Source organism: Kordia periserrulae (assembly GCF_003054265.1).
GTDB lineage: Bacteria > Bacteroidota > Bacteroidia > Flavobacteriales > Flavobacteriaceae > Kordia > Kordia periserrulae.
The window spans coordinates 196,959-220,789 of record NZ_QBKT01000002.1 but is presented as its reverse complement, the minus strand read 5'-3'; the positions used below and the strand labels follow the sequence as shown (position 1 = coordinate 220,789).

The following is a 23,831-nucleotide window of genomic DNA, read 5'->3' as shown; positions in this document are numbered from 1 at the left end:
AACACCTAACACCTAACACCTAACACCTAACACCTAACACCTAACAAAAAAATCAAAATCGAAATCCAACCCCGAAACTCACGGTATGAATGTTCTCGTTGTAACGATTTCCTGAGGTGTCGCCGTCTAAATCTAGTTTGATGAAATCGGCAGTGACTTCTATGTAAAAGCTTTCGCTAGCATCGTATGCGGCTCCAAATCCCCAATTGATTCCGTTTTGCGAATCGGTGAATCGTTCGCCGTTTGGTTCAATGGTCGGATTGGGACTTCCAAAGCTAAAATTTCGATTTGCTGTGTTTAAAGAAGTTTCAAAAAAACCATATCCAAGCAATACAAACGGTTTGAGACGGGCAAACTTTTTAATGTTAAATTCCCCAATAATTCGAGGTTTTAACACCAGCGCACCACCGTTGATGCCTTCTACAAAATTATAAATAAAATAATCGGCCGTAAACGCGATTTTAGGCGAAATGAGTTTTGTATCTGCAAATTGATAACGCAAATCCAATCCTAGTAAACCATCGTACGCAAACACCATAAAATTATCGCCTGTAGACAACGGATAGTGAAATCCGATATCAAATTTACGTTCGTTGTTTTGCGCCATTCCCACATAGAAACAAAGCAATAAAAGACAAGATATGAGTTTTTTCATTTTGAATGGTTTGCTAGGTAACGTTGAAAAGGTTTGTTTTAGTATTTGTGATTGATGATTTACGATTTACGATTTGTGATTTACGATTTGTGATTTACGATTTGTGATTTACGATTTACGAAAAACCAGCAACCAACAGCCAAGTTAAAAAGTGACGAGTTAAAAGTTAAAAGTGACGAATAACGAAATTTAAAATGTTAAACTCAAAATGTAAAAGTTTTTTCACCACCAACTAGCAACCAACAACAAACAACTAGCTTACGGTATCCACTTTTTCTCAAAGTTTGGCTTGCGTTTTTCTAGGAACGCATCGCGTCCTTCTTTGGCTTCGTCAGTCATGTAGGCTAAACGTGTTGCTTCTCCTGCAAAAACTTGCTGCCCAACCATTCCGTCGTCGGTTAAATTCATCGCAAATTTTAACATTTTGATAGATGTTGGTGATTTCGCCAAGATTTCCTGCGCCCATTCAAAAGCGGTATCTTCCAATTCATCGTGTGGAATTACCGCATTGACCATGCCCATTTCATAGGCTTCTTGTGCTGAGTAGTTTCTTCCTAAAAAGAAAATTTCACGCGCTTTTTTCTGTCCCACCATTTTTGCCAAATACGCCGAACCATAACCTGCATCAAAACTAGTCACATCTGCGTCGGTTTGTTTAAAAATTGCGTGTTCTTTGCTTGCCAAGGTCAAATCGCACACCACGTGCAAACTATGTCCGCCACCAACTGCCCAACCTGGAACGACCGCAATGACTGCTTTTGGCATAAAACGAATTAAGCGTTGCACTTCTAAAATATTCAATCTATGGTAGCCATCTTGTCCAACATATCCTTGATGTCCGCGTGCTTTCTGGTCGCCGCCACTACAAAAAGAATACACGCCATCTTTAGATGATGGTCCTTCAGCAGACAATAAAACAACGCCGATATTGACATCTTCATGCGCATCTTTAAAAGCATCTAACAATTCGCTTGTCGTGTGTGGACGAAATGCGTTTCTCACATCAGGTCTGTTAAAGGCAATTCGCGCCACGCCATCTGCTTTTCTATAGGTGATATCGTCGTATTCTTTTACCGTTTTCCAGTTTGGTTTACTCATAGTTTTTAGTATTTTGCGTAAAAATAATTCATTTTGTACAGTTTTCAAGAATTTCGAGGTTCAAATTCTTGTTTGTAAACACTTCCTTTTTTTATGAAAAAAATACTTTTATCCGCGTTTTTAGCCTGTTTCTCATTGACAATTTCTGCTCAAGATTATGAGTTTACCACTACGATTGATTTGGAAGCAACTCCAGTTATCAGTCAAGGAAATACGGGAACTTGCTGGAGTTTTTCGGCATCTTCTTTTTTGGAATCTGAAATTATTCGCTTAACAGGAAAACAGATTGATATTTCGGAAATGTTTACGGTACGAAATACGTATCCAAAAAAAGCGTGGAATTACGTGATGCGACAAGGAAAAGCACAATTTAGCGAAGGCGGATTGGCGCACGATGTGATGAATTCTGTAAAGTCGCACGGATTGGTTCCTAATAGTGCGTATTCTGGTTTGAAGGCGTTGCAAGAAAGACACAATCATGCAGAAATGGTATCTGTATTGAAAGCCATGTTGGATGTGTATATTCAAAATCCTGGAGGAAAATTATCATCAAACTGGAAACCAGCGATTGAAAATGTGTTGGATGTGTATTTAGGAAAACGTCCTGAATCGTTTACGTATGAAGGAAAAACCTATACGCCGCAATCGTTTTTGGAGATGACGAAAGTCAATCCCGACGATTATGTGACGCTGACTTCGTTTACGCATCAACCGTATTATACTTCGTTTATTTTAAATATTCCTGATAATTTTTCTAACGGAAGTTTTTATAATGTTACGTTAGACGAATTGGTCGCAGCGACTAAAAATGCTTTAAAAACGGGCTATACGGTTGAATTGGATTGCGATGTTTCGGAAGCAACTTTTTCGGCAAAATATGCTGTCGCAACCATTCCCGAAGAAAACGTGAACAGTAGAAAAGATTTTTCAGCGGAAATTCGGAAAGAAAAAAATATTACAGCTGCTTTTCGTCAACAAGAATTTGAAAATTATACCACAACAGACGATCATTTAATGCATATTACAGGCATGGCAAAAGATCAGAATGGTAATGAATATTTTCGTGTAAAAAATTCGTGGGGAAGCAACACAGAGCGTATTCCAAATGACGGACATGTACACATGAGTGAAGCTTTTTTCAAACTCAAAACGATTTCTGTAATGGTGCATAAAGACGCATTGCCAAAAGCGTTGCGAGTTAAGTTAGGGTTGTAACTTTTTCACGATTCTTTGTACTGATATCGTATGAAGTCACAAAAAAGAATACAGCTTAAAAAACACTTAACTATTCAAACCGTTGGAAAAATACGATTTTGGATTGGTATCGGTTTGGGGTTGTTGCAAGCGTTTATTTTATATAGTTTTATTTTCTTTTTTCTTGAAATTGTGAATGTTTTGAGAGTTGGAATGTTGTATGATATTCCTTTTCAAACTAAAGAAGCATTATATTTTGAACATATATTTTTAATTGCACTCGCAATTGCTATAGGAAATCATACGATGATTCGATATTGGTTTTCTCAGCCGACGTTTCACTTTTATAAAACACGTAGACAAATTTCGCTTCGTATTGTAAATTACTCACTCTTTATAGAATTTCTATGTTGGTATATGATTGTTGCCTTTTTGAGAGATACTGCGGTAAGTCAAGTTTTAATCGGCACGGCTGTTTACATGTTTTATAGCTATGTGTTTTTCTGTATTCCTATTTATTTGTTCTTAACGGCATGGACAGAAGTGGCTCGATTTTTTAAGGTTTGGAAGTGGAAATTATACGCTTTTGGAATTTGTCTTTTTTGTGTTATTAGCTTTAGTTTTGTGAATCCTTCCAATTTTAGATACGCAGAAACAGTTTATGAAAACATGTACCAAGAAGAATTGTTTTACGAGCGAACTCAATTTGAAATTGCTGAAAAAGAATATGGAATCACATATTCAGATGAAATAATATTAACGCTGAAATCTATATCCAACGGAAAATTACAGAAGTTGTTACTTGACACCAAACAACAATTTGAAACCAATAAAAAGGTAACTCTGAAAGACATAATTCTACAGAAAATTCTCATTCATAATTTTAAATCTGCAGAATTTGAAGGCTATGGTGTTCAATATTATCCTGAACCTATTGATGTATATGTACAATTGAAAAAGGTAGCTTCTTCATCTGCGGAAGCGACAGAGCTATTGAACATTTTAGATGAGTTTTATCAATTGACTTTCTTTATATATGAACGACGGGACATAGAAAATACGTCCATCACTTTCATGAAAAAAAATAGCATTTTACCTGACTTACATGATTATCATTATTTTGATCTTTACGAATATTTCAAGAAAATGAATGCTCAAATTAAAGTCATTACTTATGCACTTTCTAAACAAACAGAATACGAGCATCCATTTACGGAAGAAATTAAGAATACACAACTGCCACCGCCGCCGCCATTAATTGAAGAAAATATCTATAAAAGATTTCCCGAATTAAAATACACACTTGAATAGTTAATTTTGGTATCATTATTGTGGTTTTGTGAATTGTAAAACATGCATCAACAAAAACCGATTCCACATGAAACCCAAGTTTCTTTATAGCTGTATAGCTATCATTTTTGCTCTTAGTAGTTGTAGTATTGAAGAAGACGATCCGCAATTTGACTTGAATGAAAGTCTAGTTGCCTATTATCCACTTGACGGAAATACGAATGATTTGAGTCCGTACAGAGTCAACGCGCAAAACGTAGGTGCTCGCACTACTTTTGACCGTTTTGGGAATGCAAATTTTGCGTATAAATTTGATGGTACTGACGATCATCTTCGCATTCCTGCAAATGAACACTTGAATTTTACCGACGAGTTTACCATTAATGTATGGCTAAAAACCGATGCTGCACATTTGCAACAGGTTTTATATAAAAATAGTGCAGATGCTTCAAAAAACATAGCTGCGTACGGAATTTCCATTGGATATGCGCCTTTTGAAGACGAAGAAGTGGTAACTAACGATATTATTTTTACCATTGCGCCGTACGGAATTATGCACGAATTGCGCAAATTTGATTATGAAAAAGATACGTGGTATATGATTACGTGTACGCTGAAAGACGAAACCATGTATTTATACATTAATGGTAAACCTGCATTGATGAAATACATTAAAGGAGATATTGCCACCTCAACCTTGCCTTTGTTGATTGGAAATAATGGTGATGGAAAACGTCCGTTTAGCGGAAGTATTGACGATATCCGAATTTACAGCAAAGCGAAATCTACAAAATTTGTTTCTTACTTATATGAACAATAATTTTGAGCCTTTGGTTCATAAACCACATACCTTTGATTTATAAACCAAAGACTAACATGCTTTTTACCAGTGATTTACTTGATTAATTTTACATCAGTATTAATCATAAATAAATCTATTATGAAAAAGCAAAAGCAATTAAACAAGTTAACTTTTAGTAAACATGTAATTGGAAATTTGAATCAAGTTTCTGGAGGAAAACCACCAAAAACCTATCGTTATTGCGAAAGTGATGTGTGCGAACCATCAGAAGGCAGCGGCGGCTTTACATCATATTGCTCCGTAATTGCATGTTAAAAAAAGAAAGGCGCGTTTTGCTACGCGCCTTTTGTATTATTGACAAAAAAATATAAACTACTTCAGTTCAATTCCATCCGGTTTGATGGTGATTTGCTGTTGCTTGTACAAGCTTCCAATGGCTTTTTTAAAGCTTTTTTTGCTCATGTTTAAGCGTTTTTTAATTTCTTCTGGATTGCTTTTATCGTGTAATGGTAAAGTTCCACCGTTTTGTTGTAACGCATCCAACACAATTTGTGCTGATGGTTCGATATTTTTAAACCCGATTTGTTGCAACGAAAGATCAATTTTGTTGTCTTCTCTAATCTTTTTCACGACGCCTTTCAGCTTCTCTCCTAGCTTCAATTCTCTAAAAATTTCATCGTTATATACCAAACCTTTGTGTTGTTGATTGACAATCATTTCAACACCCAATTCCGTAAAACGCGAAACCATCAAATCGACCTCATCAAATCTTTCTATGGTCAATTCTTCGTTACTCAAAAACTTATTCGTCTTACTAGAAGCTACTAATCTATTGGTTTCTTCATCCAAATAACAATACACTACATACCATTTTCCTTCTTGCATTTCACGTGCTTGCTCTTTAAACGGAACAAACAAATCTTTCTCCAATCCCCAATCTAAAAAAGCTCCATAATCGCTCAATGCTGTAACACGTAATAACGCAAATTCATTGACTTTGGTGTACGGTTTTAAAGTAGTTGTTACAGGTCGTTCATGACTGTCCAAATAGGCAAAAACAGTGATTTTGTCTCCTATTTCAAACGTTTCAGGCACGTACTTGTTGGGCAACAAAATTTCATTCCCTTCCTCATCGCCTAAAAAAAGTCCTGGAGGCGTTTCGCGCAAAATCTCTAATGTATTGTGTTGTCCTAAATGAATCATGTACTAAAATTTCGGTCAAAGGTACGTTATATCTTAGGTTTTTCCATAAAAAAACACCATCGTGATAAAGATGGTGCTTTCAAAAGGGATATATAATAGTATTGAATTAATGTGAATCGACTTAAGAAATCACTATGCAATTCATAATTCACTGATAAATAACTAATTGTCAGTTCGAGCGCAGTCGAGAACAGCTAAGAATTGATAATTTCAAAGGAATCTCGGTAGCTTCGCTCGGTATCTACGATAATGCTCGATTTGACATTGAGCATAATCTATTAGTAATCAGATACATAATAAAATATTTATATCGAACCCACGTTAAATTACAATCTGATTAATTGTAGATTGCTTCTTTTCCGAAATGAACTGTTAATAAATAATATACTACAGCTCTATATTTTGTTCTGTTTGAGCGACCGTATTGTTCCATAACTGCATCAATAGCCTTGTCTAAATCTGCGTTGTCAGCAAGTCCTAATTTTTTAATTAAGAAATTGTTTTTTACAGTAGCCAATTCCGATTCATCTGAACCTGAAACTGTTGCAGCATCTTTGTTGTAAATTGCAGGTCCACAACCAATCGTAACTTTTGTTAACAAATCCATATTTGGCGTTACACCACATTTGTCTTTTAAATCTGCCGCGTACTTTGTGATTAGCTCGTCTCTCTTGCTCATAATTATATAATTTAAATTGTAAAAACTTGATTAATAATATCTTCTTACAAAAATAAATTGTTATCAAGTATTTTTACTTTTGAGAGGAAACTCCTTATTTTTTTTCGTTGAAAAACTTAAAATAATCGATTAACGTCACATCGTTTGCCGTTCTTGGTGTGAAAACTTCCAAAAGTTTCGGTTGTTCGCTTTCATCGTAGAAGGTTTTTAAAACAGTTTGAAGCGAGGCTGTATCAGAAGCTGTTAGGTATTCAAAATGATACATCTCCGCCAATTGCTTTGCTGTATGCGGATGAATGGTTTCAAAATACGTATCAAAGTTTGCTGTATTTTTATTTCCGGGAAGAATTCTGAAAATTCCACCGCCATTATTATTCACCAAAATAATTCTAAAATTCTTCGGAATATAGTTATTCCACAACGCATTGCTATCGTAAAAGAAACTCAAATCGCCTGTAATGATAACCGTTTGTTTTTGAGCAACCATTGCAGTTCCAATCGCGGTAGACGTACTTCCGTCAATGCCGCTGGTTCCTCTATTGCAAAACAATTCAATACTCGAATCTATCTCAAACAATTGCGCATAACGCACGGTAGAGCTGTTTCCCAAATGCAGAATAATATTGGATGGCAACGTTCCTAAAATCGCTTCAAAAGCTTTTAAATCTGTAAACTCAATTTGGTTGAGATATATATCGTGTTTTGCTTCTCTATCCTTCTTTACCGAATTCCAAAAGGCTTTATAGGAACTTTCAATCGGTGTGGTGTGTTCAAAAAACAACTCAAAAAAGTGATTCGGATTCATCTGAAAGAAATGTTCCAAACAAAAAAACGTATCAAACACGCGATTTTCATGAATGTGCCAATGATGTTTCGGTTGTCGCTTTCGCAGAATGGCCTTAATTTTTTTAGAAACAATCATGCCACCAAGCGTGATTAAAATTTCAGGCTGAAATTCTTCCAACATTTCTTCATTCTTCTCAATCGGCAAAATAATTTGATCGATTTTATTGAAGAATTTTTCATCGCGCAAATTAGACGTTGTTTCTGTAAATACAATCACCGACGGATCGTTTGCCAGCATTTCCCAATACTTTTTAGAAATTGTATGTGGTGGCAAAGTTCCTACTAGCACCATTTTTCGCGTAGATGTACTCCAAATAGCAGCCGCTTTCGCAATGTTATCGTGTTCAATATGTTCATCAAGTACCAACGGTTGCACTTCAGGAAACACTGTGGGCGCATCCAACATAGTGTACAAAGGCTCATCAAAAGGCGCGTTGATGTGTACGGGACCGTTTTTTTCAACCGCAGTATTCAACGCAATATTGATTTCTTTTTCGTTGTATGCTTGAATTTTTTGTTGTAATTCACGCTCCATTTCCGCAGATAATTGGTGCGTTTCTGCTAAAATGGTCGATTTATGCGTAATATCTTGTTTTAGATTTGCTTCGTAATTGATGTGATTTTTAAACACATGTTTTTGGCGAATCGTTTGTCCGTCACCAACATCAATCAAATATTCAGGTCTGTCTGCCGAAATCACTACTACAGGAATATTGCTATAATACGCTTCCGCAATTGCGGGATAATAATTCAACATGGCTGAACCCGACGTGCAAATCACTGCGACAGGTTTGCCCAATTGTTGCGCCATTCCCAACGCGACAAAAGCCGCGCAACGTTCATCAACAATGCTGTAGGCGTGTATGTTTTCTTGTTCGGAAAAACTTAGCGTTAACGGTGCATTTCGCGAACCTGGGGAAATCACTACATGATTGATTCCTTTGGCAATACAAAGCGAAACTAGGGTTTGTGCAAGTGGGATTTTTGAGTATTTCATTCGAGATACAAAAATACGGTTTTCAATGTATTTTTTACAATACTCGTTTCATTATTTGCGATTTCGCTACGGTTTCTTGCCATTCCGATTCAGGATTAGAATCTTTGGTAATTCCACCTCCAATGTAGAGTATTCTTTTGGTGTCCGTTAACTCCATGCAACGCAGATTTACGTACAATTCAGAATGACTCCGAACGGTTCTGTACGCACTATTTTCTTGGTTTTTACGATTGCGATTTCGCGAAGTTTCCTCTTTTACATTCAATTCACCCAAAAAACCTGTATAAAAAGCGCGATTGTACTTTTCTTCCTGTAAAATAAATGCTTTCGCTTTCTCCGTTGGAAATCCACAAATAGCTGGCGTCGGATGCAATGCGGTAATGATATCGCCAATAGTAAACTCGGAATTCATGCGGCCAGAAATCATAGAACATAAATGCACCAAACTTCCTGCTCGGTGCGGAGTCGCCTCACTGACCGTAACGTTTGTAATGAATTTTTTCAATTGCGCTGCAATATAATCGGTGACAATTTGCTGCTCCTCAATTTCTTTTTGATTCCAAGAAATTGCAGCGTTTTCTTCAAACTTTCGGGTTCCTGCCAAAGACATCGTTTTGATAGTATTTCCGTTGGCACTAACCAATGTTTCAGGTGTTGCGCCAGCCCACATTCCTACTTCCGGATGGTACCACAAATACACAAACGCCGTTGGATAGTTCTCGCGTAAGCGTTCAAAAATAACCAATGGATGTTGTTGTGATTCTATTTCTTCCTTTCGGGATAGTACAATTTTTTGGATGTCTGAGTTTTGAATGACTTCTACGCCTTTTTCTACTAATTGTAAATGTTTTTTGTGCGCTTCTGCAGATGGCATCAATGCTTCGGTTGTCGTTTTTGGAAGTGTAACAGTTTCCAATTCTCCTTCCAAAACCTCATCAAAAGGTATGAGAATGGTTTGTTGAGACGTGTCAAAAGGTGCAAACACGAATCCGCTCTCTGAAAAATCCGTTACTGTATGTAAGGTATCTGAATGTTGAAAAACAGCCTTTACTTTTGTTGCATTGGGTTTTCTGTACGCCACAAACGGCAACTGTTTTTGAAGATATTCCGAGAGTTTGTTCAACATACAGTTTACTTTTCTAAGACTATTGTGGTTAGTTTACACAACGAAATCAGCTTGTTATCTTCGTCTACTACTCGTATTTCCCAAAGATGTGTGGTTCTACCTTTATGAATTGGTCGCGCCGTAGCAAATACTTCGCCTTCGCTTTTGCTTTTTAAATGATTCGCAGAAATTTCCAATCCTTTGACTTTGTATTTTTTTGTATCAATAAATAAATGAGAAGCCGTACTTCCAACCGTTTCTGCCAAAGCAACTGTAGCGCCGCCGTGCAACAATCCTTGCGGTTGATGTACTTTCGAATTTACGGGCATTTTGGCAGTTAAAAAATCGTCTCCAACATCAGTATACGTAATTTGTAAAGTTTCTAACAAGGTATTGGGTACAATCGCGTTGAGTTGTGTGAGTATTGCTTCTTTTTTAGAATTCATTTGATATATTTATAGAAAATTATTGATTGTTATCATTAAAATTTAATTCGATTCTACATGGAAAGTTTTATCTTTTCCGCAGTGTAGCAAGAATTTTTCGTTAAGAATTTTCGAAACCTTGGAGAAAATTTAGAAAAATTATTGCGGTTTTGGTTTTCTCCCATAAAGAGAAAACTAAAAACACCTCTGGAAAAGTGCCCTTTCTTTTGTTTCTTTTCTTTGGGCAAGCAAAGAAAACGAAAGTAAGAAAACATACTTTTGGTCATTTACACAAATTTTATGCTATAAGTTGAAATTCTTATTCGAATAAAATTTTAATCAATTAAATCATTAATTACAAAAATACAAAACACACACCACACTACTCCCACATGAAAGAAAAAGAAATTACTTATCAAATTACCAATACATATTCGACAATGAATGAATTGACAGAAAACACGAAAAATGTTTGGTTTGTATGTCACGGAATTGGTTTTTTGAGTCGTTATTTTATCAGGTATTTTGAATCGTTGGATGCGGAAGAAAATTACATCATTGCGCCGCAAGCCTCTTCTAAATATTATTTGAATGGCGAATACAAACATGTCGGTGCAAGTTGGTTGACCAAAGAAAACACAGAAGCGGAAATTAAAAATGTGATGGAAAATTTGAACGCAGTTTATCAAGCAGAAAATATTCCGGAACATGTAAATTTCTTTGTGTTAGGTTTTTCGCAAGGTGTTTCGGTGGCGATGCGTTGGGTAGCGCGACAACAAATTCCGTGTGCTAAATTGATAATCTATGCAGGAAGCATTCCCAATGAATTAGAACATAAAGATTTTGAGTTTATCCATCCTGAAAAGACAAAAATTATTAATATTGTCGGATTGCAAGATGTGTATCTTACCGAAGCGCGCATGCAGCAAGAACACGAAAAGATGCAACAACTTTTTGGCGATAATTATATTTCTAAAACATACGAAGGCACGCACAGGGTGGACAGAAAAGCTTTGCAATTGCTTGAAAAACTGTAAAATATACCGAACCTACCTACCTTTAGTAAGGCAAAAACGTAGTTGGTTTTTCTCCTTTCTTTTTACATTAGCGTTGTTAAAATATCACTGAGTATCCGTTAAGTTATCCTAAAAAACCTAAAGTAACTCAGTTTCATCTATAATAACCAATCAACCAACCGAAAAAATGCATGATGCTCACATCATGCATTTTTTATGATGTATATATGAAATCGAAACACAATGTTATATTCTGTTTTTTCGTTGTACGCTCCTAAAATATTTAATACGCTTACAAAAAATACTGTGTGACTCCTATTTTTTTTAGTTTCTTTGTAAGCTATGATTGCAGCAGCTACACTTACCACAACACTCAAAGAATATTTTGGTTACGATACGTTTAGACCTTTACAAAAAGAAATTATCACGTCTGTTTTTGAAGGAAATGACAATTTGGTAATTATGCCTACAGGTGGTGGAAAATCTATCTGTTATCAGTTGCCCGCTATTTTGTTGGAAGGCATTACGATTGTGATTTCTCCCTTAATTGCGTTGATGAAAGATCAAGTTGACGGTTTAACGACGAACGGAATTGCAGCAGCATATTTAAACAGCAGTCAAACTCAGCAAGAACAACAGGAAATTTTCTCAAAGATTGATCATGGTGATATTAAATTGTTGTACACCGCGCCTGAAAGTTTATCGTTTTTGGAGTATATTTTTAACAGTCAAAAAATTAGCTTGATTGCTATAGATGAAGCGCATTGTATTTCTTCTTGGGGACACGATTTTCGTCCTGCCTATACAAATCTTGGCTATTTGAAAAAGCGTTTCCCAGAGGTTCCTATGATTGCACTTACGGCAACTGCTGATAAAGCTACGCGTGAAGATATAGCGAATCAATTGAATATTCCGAATGCGCAACAACATATTGCTTCTTTTGATAGAAAGAATCTGCGTTTGGAAGTGCGACCCGCTAATGACCGCATCAAACAAATTATTCAGTTTATTGAAAATCGTCCAAATGAAAGTGGTATTATTTATTGTTTGAGTAGAAAATCTACAGAAAGTGTCGCTGAAAAACTAAAAAATGCGAACATCAATGCGGTTGCGTATCATGCGGGAATTGGACATGAGTTTCGCTCAAAAATTCAAGAGGATTTTATCAACGATACGTGTCAGGTTATTTGTGCCACGGTTGCCTTTGGAATGGGCATTGACAAATCGAATGTCCGTTGGGTAATTCATTATAATTTGCCTAAAAATATTGAAGGATACTACCAAGAAATTGGTCGTGCAGGTCGTGACGGATTGCCATCAGACACAATACTTTTTCACAGTTACGGCGATGTGATTCAGTTACAGAAATTTGCAGAAAGTTCTGGAAATGTGGAAGTGCAATTGGCAAAACTTGAGCGGATGAAAGAGTATGCCGATGCCTTGAGTTGCCGTAGAAAAATTCTGCTTAGTTATTTTGGCGAATTGATTAGTGAAAATTGTGGAAATTGTGATGTTTGTACGAATCCGCCGCAGTTTTTTGACGGAACTGTTATTGCGCAAAAAGCGCTATCTGCCGTAGCGCGTGTTAAAGGTCAAGAACCTATCGGAACGGTGATTGATATTTTACGTGGCGCACAGAATAGTACGATTTATGACAAAGGGTATCAAGCACTAAAAACCTACGGAATTGCCAAAGATATCGCGTGGCTCGATTGGAAACAGTACATTACGCAATTGATCAATCAAGGATATTTAGAAATTGCTTTTCACGAACGAAATACCTTAAAATTGACCGATTTTGCCAAAGACGTTTTATTTAACGGACAAAAAGTTGCATTGGCGAATTTGGTAGAAGCGGAAAAAGTATTAGAAGAAAAGAAAAAGAAGCTACCAAAAGCTTCTAAAAATTCATTATTTGAGCGTTTACGAGCTTTGCGCTTAGATATTGCAAATGAAGAAAATGTACCAGCTTATCAAATTTTTAGTGATGCCACTTTACGTGAAATGGAAGCGGAACGACCAATGTCTGACGAAGAGTTTATCCGAATTAGTGGTGTCGGTCGTGTAAAAATGATGAATTACGGACATGCGTTTATCAAAGAAATTATTAATTTCACAGAAGAAAAAAAGAAGAAAAAACGCAAAGTTGATACTACGCAAAAAACATACGAGTTGCTTCAATCTGGCTTGACGATAGAAGAAATTTCAGAACAGCGAAATTTGGCGGTTAGCACTATTTTTTCACATCTTTTTAAATTACACAACGCTGGAAAAACCATCAATTTGCATCAGTTTATTGACAATCACGATTTGGAAAGTATTCGCAAAGCAAAAGAGCAATTAGAACATCCTGAAACATTGAAGCCTTATTTTGAGCATTTTCAAGAAGCGATTCCGTATAATACTATTAAAATTGGCTTGCTAATTTTGGAGAAAGAATCAGAAGCATAACAACCGATTTTAACCATAAAAAAAGCAGCTCAATTTGAGCTGCTTTTGTGTTATTAATTTGGATGGAAATGAATTACTTCACTTCTTAGAAGTCTATCTTTCGACTACGCTCAAGACAGGCTTACTTGACTTCTTCGAAGTCTACGTCTTGAACATCTTCTCCGTCTTTGTTTTCTGCGCCTCCTGCTGAAGCATCTGGTCCAGGTTGACCTGCGCCACCTTGCTGTGCTTCTGCTTGCGCTTTGTACATTTCTTCGCTAGCAACTTTCCATGCTTCGTTGATTTTCTCTAAAGCTGGGTCAATCACAGCGATGTCTTTTGTTTCATACGCTTTCTTCAATTCTTCCAAAGCATCTTCGATTGGTTTTTTCTTATCATCTGATAATTTATCACCAAATTCGCTTAATTGCTTTTCAGTTTGGAAAATCATAGAATCCGCGCTGTTTAACTTGTCAGCCGTTTCTTTTGCTTTCTTATCCGCTTCCGCATTTGCTTCCGCTTCACGCTTCATTTTCTCGATTTCTTCTTCTGTTAATCCTGAAGAAGCTTCAATACGAATGTTTTGCTCTTTGTTGGTTCCTTTGTCTTTTGCAGACACATTGATGATTCCGTTCGCGTCAATATCAAAGGTTACTTCAATTTGAGGAACACCACGTTGTGCAGGTGGAATTCCATCTAAGTGAAAACGACCAATTGTTTTGTTATCTGCTGCCATTGGACGCTCACCTTGTAATACGTGAATTTCCACAGATGGCTGATTGTCGGCTGCCGTAGAGAATACTTGCGACTTTTTCGTTGGAATTGTCGTGTTTGCTTCAATCAACTTTGTCATTACATTCCCCATCGTTTCAATTCCTAAAGAAAGTGGTGTTACGTCTAATAACAATACGTCTTTTACATCTCCTGTCAATACTCCACCTTGAATGGCAGCTCCAACAGCAACTACTTCATCAGGGTTTACACCTTTACTTGGTTTTTTACCGAAGAATTTTTCAACGGCTTCTTGAACCGCAGGAATACGTGTAGATCCACCTACTAAGATGATTTCGTCAATATCTCCTGTAGATAATCCAGCGTTTTTCAATGCTGTTTGGCAAGGCTCAATCGTTCTTTTTACTAAATCGTCAATTAATTGCTCAAATTTTGATCTTGACAACGTACGAACTAAGTGCTTTGGTCCGCTTGCTGTTGCTGTGATGTATGGCAAGTTGATTTCTGTTGATGTTGAACTAGATAATTCAATTTTTGCTTTTTCAGCCGCTTCTTTTAAACGTTGCAATGCCATAGCGTCTTTGCGCAAGTCCATTCCTTCGTCTTTGTTGAATTCGTCTGCCAACCAGTTGATGATTTTTTCATCTACATCATCTCCACCTAAGTGCGTATCTCCATCTGTAGATAATACTTCAAAAACACCATCTCCTAATTCTAAGATAGAAACGTCGTGCGTTCCACCTCCAAAGTCAAAAACTACAATTTTTTGGTCTTGACCTTTTTTATCTAAACCGTACGCTAATGCTGCTGCAGTAGGTTCGTTGATAATTCTTCTAACTTTTAAACCTGCAATTTCTCCAGCTTCTTTGGTTGCTTGACGCTGTGCATCGTTAAAATAAGCAGGAACTGTAATTACTGCTTCCGAAACATCTTGCCCTAAGAATTCTTCTGCTGTTTTCTTCATTTTTTGAAGAATCATTGCTGATAATTCTTGTGGTGTATATAAACGTCCGTCAATGTCAACTCTTGGCGTATCGTTGTCACCTTTTACTACTTTGTAAGGTACACGTCCAGCTTCTTTTGAAGATTCTGAAAATTTATTCCCCATAAAACGCTTGATAGAATATACCGTTTTTGTAGGGTTTGTTACTGCTTGTCTTTTTGCAGGATCACCAACTTTGATTTCGCCACCTTCCACAAAAGCAATTACAGAAGGAGTTGTACGTCTTCCTTCAGCATTTGCAATTACTACTGGCTCGTTTCCTTCCATTACAGAAACACATGAGTTGGTAGTTCCTAAATCGATTCCAATAATTTTACTCATAACTTTTCTTAAACTTTTATCTATTGTGTTGTGTTATACTTTATTTTATTTTTTGCTTTTCTAATTTGCTTGTAATAAGTCAATGACTATGCCAACACGCAAATGGTTATATTTTGTCAGATTGATACGGAATTGTGGCAATATTTAGTGACAGGATGTCATAATTTATAGTTTAGATACAGTCAAACAGTGAATATTCGTGAAGATATAGCAGAAAAAAAGCCTTGAACCTTATAATGATTCAAGACTTTTTACATTATGGATATTCAACCTAACTTTAGGCTTCTTTTTTTGCTGCTATGTTTACAGCTAGATTATAAATTACCAAACCAAAACCAATTTTGTTGACAGCATCACCAATGTTGTAAATCACATCCATTGACAATCCATCAAAAATACCTTCATACCAACCTGGAGTTCCTGCCATATATCCAATTGGATAAATTGCCCATCCTACTAATACAAACCAGCACAAGGTTTTGTGTGCTTGTAACACATAACCACCAGCTTGTACAGCAAGTTTTTTAGCACTTCCGAGCCAGATTTCATATACGATTACAAAGTATGCAATTCCAGAAATAAGTCCCCAAATTGCTGCTTGATCTTGATAAACAGCTTCTCCTAAGTATCCTGTAATCAACATAATTACCGATAAAAAGATTAATTTCCACATGAGTGATTTTTTAGCGCCAGCTACTTTTAAAATCAAGTAAAACTCAACACACATTAACGGCACGGTTAAAATCCAGTCAACATAACGGAAGAAAGTTGGAGATGCTTCATTTGCAGCCCAATAATCGCGCATGTACCAATAATGCACTGCCGCAATAAAGGTAATCAATCCTGAAACTAAGATTGAAGTACGCCATTTCTTATCAAAATTATTCATTGATAAGAAGAAGAAAACGGATGCTGCCATCATTGCCATGCATCCTACAAAAAATGTAAAACCAACATAATCGTCAGTTCTAATTTCTGCTACTAACGGTAAACTTAGAAGATAATTCATAACTATATATTTGATTAATTAATTAAAAAATGATTCGTTTGTTTAACTTTTAAAAAACAACTTTAAACAAAAATACAACTTTTTTGTTTAACTTTTACAAATAAATAATAAACAAAATTAAAAAAGTTTGTATTTTTGAAAATATGAAGCATCTTTTAAAGTCAGATTATCAAGATTTTATGATAATTGTTACGTTTTTCTTATTCTGGATTAGCATTCAGTTCGGCGAATTGATTGAAGATGCCATTGCGTATGTTTTTGTGTTGAGCTTAGGAATTATTCACGGAGCTAATGACTTAAATATTTTACAGAAGAGAAATACCCGAAAACAACATTTTGGCAAATCGCTTTTTGTATATTTGTCAATCATCTTTTTTTGCATGCTTACTTATTGGCTTTTTCCTTTTATTGCGATGCTCGCTTTTATTTTATTGAGTGCCTATCATTTTGGCGAACAGCATTTGGAGAAAAAAATAGTTGACTTTGGTATGTTGAGAGGTTTTATATTTTCCGTGTACGGATTGTTTATTTTTTCGTTATTATTCCATGAAAATATTGAAGATGTCAATCAAATTCTTTCTAGCTTGACGGATACTGAAATTAGCTTGCAACTTGTAAAATACAGCTTAATCGTCTTAGCTATTTTCCTTTTAATAATTCCCGCGTATGCGTATGTTAAAAAGATATCCGTTAAACTCAACTATTTTAAAGAATTGTTGTATTTGTTAGTGCTTTTTTTGGTGTTTAAAACAGGTTCCTTAATTTTCGGATTTGCCGTATATTTTGTGTTTTGGCACAGTATTCCTTCCATAGCGGACCAAATACAGTTTTTGTTTGGTACACACAACAAACGCTCTGTCAGCAATTATTTTAAAGCAGCATTTTTATATTGGGCAGTCAGTATTGCGGGATTAGTCACGGCATATTACGCGTTGGATGCACAACTTTTTAATACGGTTTTATTTCTAATTTTATTCGCTGTTACCGCACCGCACACTTGGGTGATGAAGCGCATGAAAGAATAATTTCAAAATTTTACGAAAACGTTTGAAAAAACGTTAATAATTCACAAATTTTCAAACTTTACAAGTATATTTACTGCGCAAAAGTAATGCAATATATGTATGGAATATATTAGTGTTTTTGACATGCTTAAAATCGGCGTCGGACCATCAAGTTCGCATACCTTAGGTCCTTGGCGCGCGGCGGAAAGCTGGATAAAAGAACTCAAAGCTGCGGAGCTTTTTGATGGTGTCACATCCATCAAAGTAGATTTGTATGGTTCGTTGTCACTTACAGGAAAAGGACACGCAACAGACTTGGCTGTTTTGTTAGGTTTGTACGGAGCCGATCCAGAAACTGTTCCAACACAAAATATTCCCGTCATTGTAAACTCGATTACAGATCGAGGTATCTTACATTTTAACCAGGAAAAAGAAGTTCCTTTTACGCCTGCAAAAGATATTATTTTTAATAGTGATTTTTTACCTTTTCATCCAAATGGCATCACGTTTCATGCAGTTGTAAATCACAAAGTGCATTCGTCTACCTTCTACTCTATTGGTGGCGGATTTGTGGTGAAAGAACACGAAACTCATGCCGATAGCGATCATCCTATCCGTATTTTTCCATATTCAATCAATAAAGCTACGGACTTGCTTGATTTTTGTGCGAAAGAACAAAAGAAGATTTCTGAAATTGTATTGTTAAACGAAACTTTACTCCGTTTTCCAGAAGAAATTGACGCTGAATTGAAACGCGTGTGGAAAACAATGTTGGAATGTATGTATATTGGTTGTCATACCAACGGTGTGTTGCCTGGCGGATTGAATGTAAAACGCAGAGCCTACGATATTTACCAACGACTCAAAAGTGATTTACCCTACAGTTCTCCAGAAGAATGGTTGGAAACGATTCGAAAATCAGAAGTCAAATTTCGTCAAATTTTTAAATGGGTAAGTTGTTTTGCCTTGGCGGTGAATGAAGTAAATGCGTCGTTAGGCCGTGTCGTTACGGCTCCTACCAATGGAAGTGCTGGCGTGATTCCTGCGGTTTTGATGTATTATTTGGTGATAGAAAATCATGAAGCCGATTTTCATCATATCAAACGGTTTTTATTAGTTGCTGGAGAAATTGGCAGTATTTTCAAAAAAGGCGCTACAATTTCTGCTGCTATGGGCGGTTGTCAGGCAGAAATTGGTGTTTCGTCAGCCATGGCGGCTGGTGCGTTGACAGAATTGTACGGCGGTTCACCTGAACAAGTCATGATTGCTGCCGAAATTGCCATGGAACATCATTTAGGAATGACCTGCGATCCTATTGGCGGATTGGTACAAGTACCGTGTATTGAGCGAAATTCCATGGGCGCAATTAAAGCGATTAATGCAGCCGAATTAGCAATGGAAACCGACCCAAAGGAAACCAAAGTTCCTATTGACAAAGTGATTAGCACGATGTGGGAAACTGCAAAAGATATGAACTCTAAATATAAAGAAACTTCCGAAGGCGGCTTGGCAATTGGCGTAAATTTAGCGGATTGTTAGGTTTGGTTCGCTTCGTTCAATTCAAGGATTTAAAAATTCAATGATTTAAGGTTTTTCTTTTTTAAGCTTCGCTTATTTAGACTCGCTTTACTGTTAGACTTGTTCTCGCTTAAGCGTGAATCTTTTAGAACGCTTCGCTGTTTGAATCTAAATCGCTTTGCTCTTAGATGTTGATATGTTAGTATTTTGGTATATTATTGCATTGAAATCGTCACTTCGAGTGAATTTGCAAAGCAAATTTGTATCGAGAAGTACTTTGATGCCTAAAAGGTTTAACTATAATATACTACCAACTTACTGCTTACAATCTTGCTTTCTTCTGGTGTCAATCAAATAGATGATTTTCCATTGTCCGTTGTCTTTGAAAAGTTGAAACGAATTGACGCCGCAGTGCAAAAACTTTCCATCGAGCCAAAATTCGTACGGTGTCCATACATTTGCCATCGTTCCATCAACTTGAACGTTATACGAGAGTATTTTTTCCTGCCACACAGGACTTTCCGCTCTGCTCACCACAGCGTTTATAAACCCGGAAGCATCTTGCGTACGCAACTGTGCTTTTCCTTCTTTGTTGACAAAAGTAGTTTGTAGAATAATGTCTTTATGCACCACTTGTTGCATCATTGCAGAATCTTTTTGGTGAAAACCTTCAAAAAATTGGATAATCGCTTGTTTTGCTGCTTTTTCGTCTTCTGTTTGCGCATGCAGGCAAAAGCTTACAATTAAAAGTAAAAAAAATAGATATCGTTTCATGATTGATTAATTTTTCAGAAAAATAATTTAAAAAAATAAAATACCTGCGCGATTTATCACAGTTTTAAGATTTTCATAGAAAATAATTTAAAAAAATGTACAATTTGTCTACTTTTAGAGACAAGCATAATCACGATACAATATGAGTTCAGAAGAAAAAAATAAATCGAGTAAAATTATTGGAATTATCGTAGGTGCAATCGTTTTTGCGGCAGTTTCATTTAGCGTAAAATCGTGCTTTTTAGGAGATGTAACTGAAGAGGTGAAAAAAGTCGTTAAAGAAATGAACGCCAAAACACCCATGATGGTTGACGAATATACACGACTAGACAGTGTTGCATTGACATCTGATAGAAAGTTTGAATATTTCTATACGATTTCTGGAATGGAAATTACAGATGATATTGTTGAAACAGTTCGCAAAAATATTAAGAGTACTGTTGTTAGTCAGTTGAAAACAAATCCAGATATGGAAGCTTTTCGAAAAAATAATTTACCTTAGGTTATAATTATTTTAACGAAGGAGGACAACGCATTTTAGATTTTGACGCAACACCACAGGATTATCAAAAATAAATAATACATGATTACATTCAAAACTACACAAACGCTTCCGCAGAAGAAACTCGTGGGGAAATCCATGCGCATGTCATTGATGCAAAACACAACACCACAACTGTGGAAAAGCTTTATGCAACTACGAAACAGTATTAAAAATGCAGTGGGAAGTGATTTGTATTCACTGCAAGTGTATGATGAAATGTATTTTGATAACTTCAATCCACAAACGGAATTTACCAAATACGCGTTGACAGCAGTGAGTGATTTTGAATCAATTCCTGACGAAATGGAAGCTTTTACCTTAGAAAGTGGATTGTATGCTGTTTTTTTGTATCAAGGTTTGCCACAAAATTTTGCAGAAGCGTTTCAATATATTTTTCAAAAATGGTTGCCAAATTCTGAATATACACTTGACAACAGACCGCATTTTGAAGTTTTAGGAGCAGCATATAATCCGACAAGTGAAACTTCTCAAGAAGAAGTTTGGATTCCGATTCGAATATAAACATCCATTTATTATTAATTACATAATTTTGAGACTATGCGAATATCCTTATTTTTCTTTTGCTTCTTATATGTGACTTATGTTTCCAGTCAAGAAAGTGACGTTGTTGCGGTTGTCAATTCGCTTGCAGATTATGAAGTTTCAGAAAATTTCGAATACTATTATCTAAATAACAAAAGTCTTATCATACCAAAGGAAAAAATTGTACTTCCGCAGATTCAAAAACGAAGTTTATTATTGAAATATCCTGACTTTCCATTACAATTGTTAGATACTGCAACTACAACTTCACTGAAATGGAATACTTATAAAATACAAAAAGCTAGGTTTCACGATGCTGCTGAATTGCATCCGAAAAATGTATATAACGTATTTTTTGTTCCTTCCAAAATATCACAGAGTCGATTGGATAGTTTACAAAAAGTTAGAGAGCCATATACAATTTATGTTAAAAATAATCCACACTTTTCTGATGTAGAGCGTTGGAATAAAATATACAAAACCTGGAAATCTGTTATGAAGCAAGGTGGAGAAGAAAGATATCATTTTTTTATCTCTGCTCCTGTTTTTTCTGAAAATCGCAATTATGCTAGAATTGTCCATCAAGAAAGGACTACTTGTGGTTTTGCAACCGTAATTTCTTTTTTTAAAAAACAAGATTCTAAATGGAAACGAATACTTCGATTGGATTTTTATGGTCCTTCCGAAAGCGTTAACATGACACATGGGAAATGTTGGGTACCTTCTTTTGATTATTAATACTAGCTTTTCAAAAAACACTATAATATTCACCACCTTATATTTTATTCTTACTTTTACAGTCCAAAAAAATCAACTTTATGTCAGTCGCGAAGAAACAATACAAAAGAGTGACCGTAAAATCACTCGTGGAAATGAAGAGTAACGGAGAAAAGATTTCAATGCTCACTGCGTACGATTATACGATGGCGAAAATTGTAGATGGAGCCGGAATTGACGTGATTCTCGTAGGCGATTCTGCCAGCAATGTCATGGCGGGACACGAAACAACACTTCCCATTACACTTGATCAAATGATTTACCACGCATCTTCTGTCGTTAGAGCGATTAACAGAGCATTGGTTGTGGTTGATTTGCCTTTTGGAACGTATCAATCCGATCCGAAAGAAGCCTTGCGTTCTGCAATTCGAATTATGAAAGAATCGGGCGGACATGCGGTAAAAGTAGAAGGTGGAAAAGAAATCAAAGAATCCATCAAACGTATTTTAAATGCGGGAATTCCCGTGATGGGCCATTTGGGATTGACGCCGCAATCGATTTACAAATTTGGAACATATACGGTTCGCGCCAAAGAAGAAGAGGAAGCGGAAATACTAAAAGAAGATGCTAAAATGCTAGAACGTGCAGGTTGTTTTGCAATCGTTTTAGAAAAAGTGCCTGCCAAATTGGCGAAAGAAGTTGCGGAAAGTTTAACGATTCCTGTAATCGGTATTGGTGCTGGAAATGGTGTTGACGGACAGGTTTTGGTTACGCATGATATGGTAGGAATGACACATGAATTCAATCCGCGGTTTTTACGTCGCTATTTGAATATGTACGAAGAAATGACCAACGCGTTCAAACAATATGCTGCGGATGTGAAGTCGTTGGATTTTCCGAATGAGAAGGAGCAATATTAGTCTTTGGTTGCTGGTTGCTGGTTGCTGGTTGCTGGTTGTTAGTTACTAGTTTTTTCTCGTTTGTTTACTCTTATGAGAAATTTTCGTCGTCACTTCGAGTTAAATTTTGAGAGAATTTTGTATCGAGAAGAGCTGAAAAACTAAATTTTCCAAAATCATTCAACTTCATTAAAAAATTTAAGTTTCCTTGAAAACAGTTTCAAATAAAAACAATCTCCAAGTTTTATACGAAGACAATCATATCATTATTGTCAATAAACGTGCGGGTGATATTGTGCAAGGAGATAAAACAGGCGATACTCCACTAAGTGAGGTTGTGAAAGAATATATTGCCGAAAAGTATAACAAACCTGGTAATGTGTATTTAGGTGTGGTACATCGGTTGGACAGGCCAACAACAGGTATTGTCGTATTTGCTAGAACTTCCAAAGCATTGCCGCGATTGAACAAATTATTTGCCGAAAAAAAAGCAAAAAAAACCTATTGGGCAGTCGTGAAGAATTCACCGCCAAAATCGCACGACACGTTGACGCATTGGCTTCGAAAAAATCCAAAGAATAACAAATCGACTGCATTTTCTGAGGAAGTTGCCAATAGTAAAAAAGCAGTTTTAGAATATACCATCAAGAAAAAATTAGACAACTATGTGTTGTTAGAAGTTGCGCTTCACACAGGACGTCATCATCAAATTAGAGTACAACTTTCTTCCATTGGTTGTATCATTAAAGGCGATTTAAAATACGGTGCTGACCGTAGCAATAAAGATGCAAGTATTCATCTACACGCGCGAAAACTTGTCTTTACACATCCTGTAAAAAAAGAACTTTTAGAAATTATAGCGCCGTTACCTGATGATGCTGTTTGGAATGCTTGTTTGTAAAAAAACAATAATAAAAAAGCTACGCAATTTCGAAATATACTATTAGAAATCAAACTATTACGGTTTTTCCATACTCTTCTATAGTTTTATATGCATAACTTTAAAACATTATGAACACAAAACTTA

General features: G+C 36.1%; 23 protein-coding genes. 13 read left to right on the top strand and 10 right to left on the bottom strand.

From position 1 onward, the window contains the following. Positions 1-52 precede the first annotated feature (52 nt). A complete protein-coding gene (locus C8N46_RS05065; RefSeq protein ID WP_108113791.1) occupies positions 53-655 on the bottom strand; it encodes an outer membrane protein in 603 nt (200 codons plus the stop codon). A gap of 258 nt (positions 656-913) precedes the next feature. Then, positions 914-1,753, bottom strand: coding sequence for a 1,4-dihydroxy-2-naphthoyl-CoA synthase (locus C8N46_RS05060; protein ID WP_108113790.1), 840 nt, complete (start codon positions 1,751-1,753; stop codon positions 914-916). 93 nt (positions 1,754-1,846) lie between these two features. Between C8N46_RS05060 and C8N46_RS05055 the strand changes: the two genes are divergently transcribed. From C8N46_RS05055 to C8N46_RS20355, 4 genes are all read left to right on the top strand, one after another. Further along, a complete protein-coding gene (locus C8N46_RS05055; protein ID WP_108113789.1) occupies positions 1,847-2,968 on the top strand; it encodes a C1 family peptidase in 1,122 nt (373 codons plus the stop codon). A 30-nt stretch (positions 2,969-2,998) separates the two neighbouring features. Next, positions 2,999-4,258 (top strand): hypothetical protein, encoded by a 1,260-nt coding sequence (locus tag C8N46_RS05050; protein ID WP_108113788.1) that lies wholly within the window; start codon positions 2,999-3,001, stop codon positions 4,256-4,258. A gap of 67 nt (positions 4,259-4,325) precedes the next feature. Further along, positions 4,326-5,057, top strand: coding sequence for a LamG domain-containing protein (locus C8N46_RS05045; protein ID WP_108113787.1), 732 nt, complete (start codon positions 4,326-4,328; stop codon positions 5,055-5,057). Positions 5,058-5,177: 120 nt separating this feature from the next. Then, positions 5,178-5,354, top strand: a complete 177-nt coding sequence (locus C8N46_RS20355; RefSeq protein ID WP_158269081.1) for a class I lanthipeptide — start codon at positions 5,178-5,180, stop codon at positions 5,352-5,354. Positions 5,355-5,411: 57 nt separating this feature from the next. On the opposite strand, the gene C8N46_RS05040 is transcribed toward C8N46_RS20355, so the two are convergent. The 5 genes from C8N46_RS05040 to C8N46_RS05020 form a co-directional block, all read right to left on the bottom strand. Then, positions 5,412-6,242 (bottom strand): CvfB family protein, encoded by an 831-nt coding sequence (locus tag C8N46_RS05040; protein ID WP_108113786.1) that lies wholly within the window; start codon positions 6,240-6,242, stop codon positions 5,412-5,414. Between the two features lie 337 nt (positions 6,243-6,579). Next, positions 6,580-6,921, bottom strand: a complete 342-nt coding sequence (locus C8N46_RS05035) for a DUF2853 family protein (RefSeq protein ID WP_108113785.1) — start codon at positions 6,919-6,921, stop codon at positions 6,580-6,582. Between the two features lie 94 nt (positions 6,922-7,015). After that, the gene (menD, locus tag C8N46_RS05030) at positions 7,016-8,764 is read right to left on the bottom strand and encodes a 2-succinyl-5-enolpyruvyl-6-hydroxy-3-cyclohexene-1-carboxylic-acid synthase (RefSeq protein ID WP_108113784.1); all 1,749 of its coding nucleotides are present in this window, start codon (positions 8,762-8,764) and stop codon (positions 7,016-7,018) included. 34 nt (positions 8,765-8,798) lie between these two features. Continuing rightward, positions 8,799-9,890: a chorismate-binding protein gene (locus C8N46_RS05025; RefSeq protein WP_108113783.1), complete on the bottom strand. Its 1,092-nt coding sequence runs from the start codon at positions 9,888-9,890 to the stop codon at positions 8,799-8,801. A 5-nt stretch (positions 9,891-9,895) separates the two neighbouring features. Then, complete coding sequence (locus tag C8N46_RS05020; RefSeq protein WP_108113782.1) at positions 9,896-10,315, bottom strand: hotdog fold thioesterase; 420 nt, start codon at positions 10,313-10,315, stop codon at positions 9,896-9,898. Positions 10,316-10,686: 371 nt separating this feature from the next. Here C8N46_RS05020 and C8N46_RS05015 point away from each other — a divergent pair, with 371 nt between their 5' ends. Both C8N46_RS05015 and recQ read left to right on the top strand, forming a co-directional pair. Beyond that, the gene (locus tag C8N46_RS05015; RefSeq protein WP_108113781.1) at positions 10,687-11,331 is read left to right on the top strand and encodes an alpha/beta hydrolase; all 645 of its coding nucleotides are present in this window, start codon (positions 10,687-10,689) and stop codon (positions 11,329-11,331) included. A 321-nt stretch (positions 11,332-11,652) separates the two neighbouring features. After that, a complete protein-coding gene (gene recQ, locus C8N46_RS05010; protein ID WP_108113780.1) occupies positions 11,653-13,761 on the top strand; it encodes a DNA helicase RecQ in 2,109 nt (702 codons plus the stop codon). A gap of 121 nt (positions 13,762-13,882) precedes the next feature. On the opposite strand, the gene dnaK is transcribed toward recQ, so the two are convergent. Next, positions 13,883-15,796 (bottom strand): molecular chaperone DnaK, encoded by a 1,914-nt coding sequence (dnaK, locus tag C8N46_RS05005; protein WP_108113779.1) that lies wholly within the window; start codon positions 15,794-15,796, stop codon positions 13,883-13,885. 277 nt (positions 15,797-16,073) lie between these two features. Further along, positions 16,074-16,805 (bottom strand): bacteriorhodopsin-like, encoded by a 732-nt coding sequence (locus tag C8N46_RS05000; protein ID WP_108113778.1) that lies wholly within the window; start codon positions 16,803-16,805, stop codon positions 16,074-16,076. Between the two features lie 143 nt (positions 16,806-16,948). Between C8N46_RS05000 and C8N46_RS04995 the strand changes: the two genes are divergently transcribed. After that, the gene (locus tag C8N46_RS04995) at positions 16,949-17,830 is read left to right on the top strand and encodes a Brp/Blh family beta-carotene 15,15'-dioxygenase (RefSeq protein WP_108113777.1); all 882 of its coding nucleotides are present in this window, start codon (positions 16,949-16,951) and stop codon (positions 17,828-17,830) included. 99 nt (positions 17,831-17,929) lie between these two features. Further along, the gene (locus C8N46_RS04990; protein WP_108113776.1) at positions 17,930-19,348 is read left to right on the top strand and encodes an L-serine ammonia-lyase; all 1,419 of its coding nucleotides are present in this window, start codon (positions 17,930-17,932) and stop codon (positions 19,346-19,348) included. Positions 19,349-19,642: 294 nt separating this feature from the next. Here C8N46_RS04990 and C8N46_RS04985 read toward each other — a convergent pair whose 3' ends face one another. Next, entirely contained in the window at positions 19,643-20,101 is a 459-nt protein-coding gene (locus C8N46_RS04985) for a nuclear transport factor 2 family protein (RefSeq protein ID WP_108113775.1), read from the bottom strand. Between the two features lie 142 nt (positions 20,102-20,243). On the opposite strand from C8N46_RS04985, the gene C8N46_RS04980 reads away from it, so the two are divergent. From C8N46_RS04980 to C8N46_RS04960, 5 genes are all read left to right on the top strand, one after another. Next, positions 20,244-20,603, top strand: a complete 360-nt coding sequence (locus tag C8N46_RS04980) for a hypothetical protein (protein WP_108113774.1) — start codon at positions 20,244-20,246, stop codon at positions 20,601-20,603. Positions 20,604-20,684: 81 nt separating this feature from the next. Next, positions 20,685-21,167, top strand: a complete 483-nt coding sequence (locus tag C8N46_RS04975) for a GyrI-like domain-containing protein (RefSeq protein WP_108113773.1) — start codon at positions 20,685-20,687, stop codon at positions 21,165-21,167. Positions 21,168-21,203: 36 nt separating this feature from the next. Then, the gene (locus C8N46_RS04970) at positions 21,204-21,926 is read left to right on the top strand and encodes a hypothetical protein (protein WP_146169732.1); all 723 of its coding nucleotides are present in this window, start codon (positions 21,204-21,206) and stop codon (positions 21,924-21,926) included. Between the two features lie 80 nt (positions 21,927-22,006). Beyond that, positions 22,007-22,825, top strand: coding sequence for a 3-methyl-2-oxobutanoate hydroxymethyltransferase (gene panB / locus C8N46_RS04965; protein WP_108113771.1), 819 nt, complete (start codon positions 22,007-22,009; stop codon positions 22,823-22,825). 187 nt (positions 22,826-23,012) lie between these two features. Beyond that, positions 23,013-23,705 carry an RluA family pseudouridine synthase gene (locus C8N46_RS04960; RefSeq protein ID WP_108113770.1) on the top strand — a complete coding sequence of 231 codons (693 nt, stop codon included), beginning with the start codon at positions 23,013-23,015 and terminating at the stop codon, positions 23,703-23,705. Positions 23,706-23,831: the final 126 nt, after the last annotated feature.

Bases quoted from the DNA above. Each gene is read 5' to 3' on its own strand.
- C8N46_RS05065 (WP_108113791.1), bottom strand. From the start codon at position 655: ATGAAAAAACTCATATCTTGTCTTTTATTGCTTTGTTTCTATGTGGGA.
- C8N46_RS05060 (WP_108113790.1), bottom strand. From the start codon at position 1,753: ATGAGTAAACCAAACTGGAAAACGGTAAAAGAATACGACGATATCACC.
- C8N46_RS05055 (WP_108113789.1), top strand. From the start codon at position 1,847: ATGAAAAAAATACTTTTATCCGCGTTTTTAGCCTGTTTCTCATTGACA.
- C8N46_RS05050 (WP_108113788.1), top strand. From the start codon at position 2,999: ATGAAGTCACAAAAAAGAATACAGCTTAAAAAACACTTAACTATTCAA.
- C8N46_RS05045 (WP_108113787.1), top strand. From the start codon at position 4,326: ATGAAACCCAAGTTTCTTTATAGCTGTATAGCTATCATTTTTGCTCTT.
- C8N46_RS20355 (WP_158269081.1), top strand. From the start codon at position 5,178: ATGAAAAAGCAAAAGCAATTAAACAAGTTAACTTTTAGTAAACATGTA.
- C8N46_RS05040 (WP_108113786.1), bottom strand. From the start codon at position 6,242: ATGATTCATTTAGGACAACACAATACATTAGAGATTTTGCGCGAAACG.
- C8N46_RS05035 (WP_108113785.1), bottom strand. From the start codon at position 6,921: ATGAGCAAGAGAGACGAGCTAATCACAAAGTACGCGGCAGATTTAAAA.
- menD (WP_108113784.1), bottom strand. From the start codon at position 8,764: ATGAAATACTCAAAAATCCCACTTGCACAAACCCTAGTTTCGCTTTGT.
- C8N46_RS05025 (WP_108113783.1), bottom strand. From the start codon at position 9,890: ATGTTGAACAAACTCTCGGAATATCTTCAAAAACAGTTGCCGTTTGTG.
- C8N46_RS05020 (WP_108113782.1), bottom strand. From the start codon at position 10,315: ATGAATTCTAAAAAAGAAGCAATACTCACACAACTCAACGCGATTGTA.
- C8N46_RS05015 (WP_108113781.1), top strand. From the start codon at position 10,687: ATGAAAGAAAAAGAAATTACTTATCAAATTACCAATACATATTCGACA.
- recQ (WP_108113780.1), top strand. From the start codon at position 11,653: ATGATTGCAGCAGCTACACTTACCACAACACTCAAAGAATATTTTGGT.
- dnaK (WP_108113779.1), bottom strand. From the start codon at position 15,796: ATGAGTAAAATTATTGGAATCGATTTAGGAACTACCAACTCATGTGTT.
- C8N46_RS05000 (WP_108113778.1), bottom strand. From the start codon at position 16,805: ATGAATTATCTTCTAAGTTTACCGTTAGTAGCAGAAATTAGAACTGAC.
- C8N46_RS04995 (WP_108113777.1), top strand. From the start codon at position 16,949: ATGAAGCATCTTTTAAAGTCAGATTATCAAGATTTTATGATAATTGTT.
- C8N46_RS04990 (WP_108113776.1), top strand. From the start codon at position 17,930: ATGGAATATATTAGTGTTTTTGACATGCTTAAAATCGGCGTCGGACCA.
- C8N46_RS04985 (WP_108113775.1), bottom strand. From the start codon at position 20,101: ATGAAACGATATCTATTTTTTTTACTTTTAATTGTAAGCTTTTGCCTG.
- C8N46_RS04980 (WP_108113774.1), top strand. From the start codon at position 20,244: ATGAGTTCAGAAGAAAAAAATAAATCGAGTAAAATTATTGGAATTATC.
- C8N46_RS04975 (WP_108113773.1), top strand. From the start codon at position 20,685: ATGATTACATTCAAAACTACACAAACGCTTCCGCAGAAGAAACTCGTG.
- C8N46_RS04970 (WP_146169732.1), top strand. From the start codon at position 21,204: ATGCGAATATCCTTATTTTTCTTTTGCTTCTTATATGTGACTTATGTT.
- panB (WP_108113771.1), top strand. From the start codon at position 22,007: ATGTCAGTCGCGAAGAAACAATACAAAAGAGTGACCGTAAAATCACTC.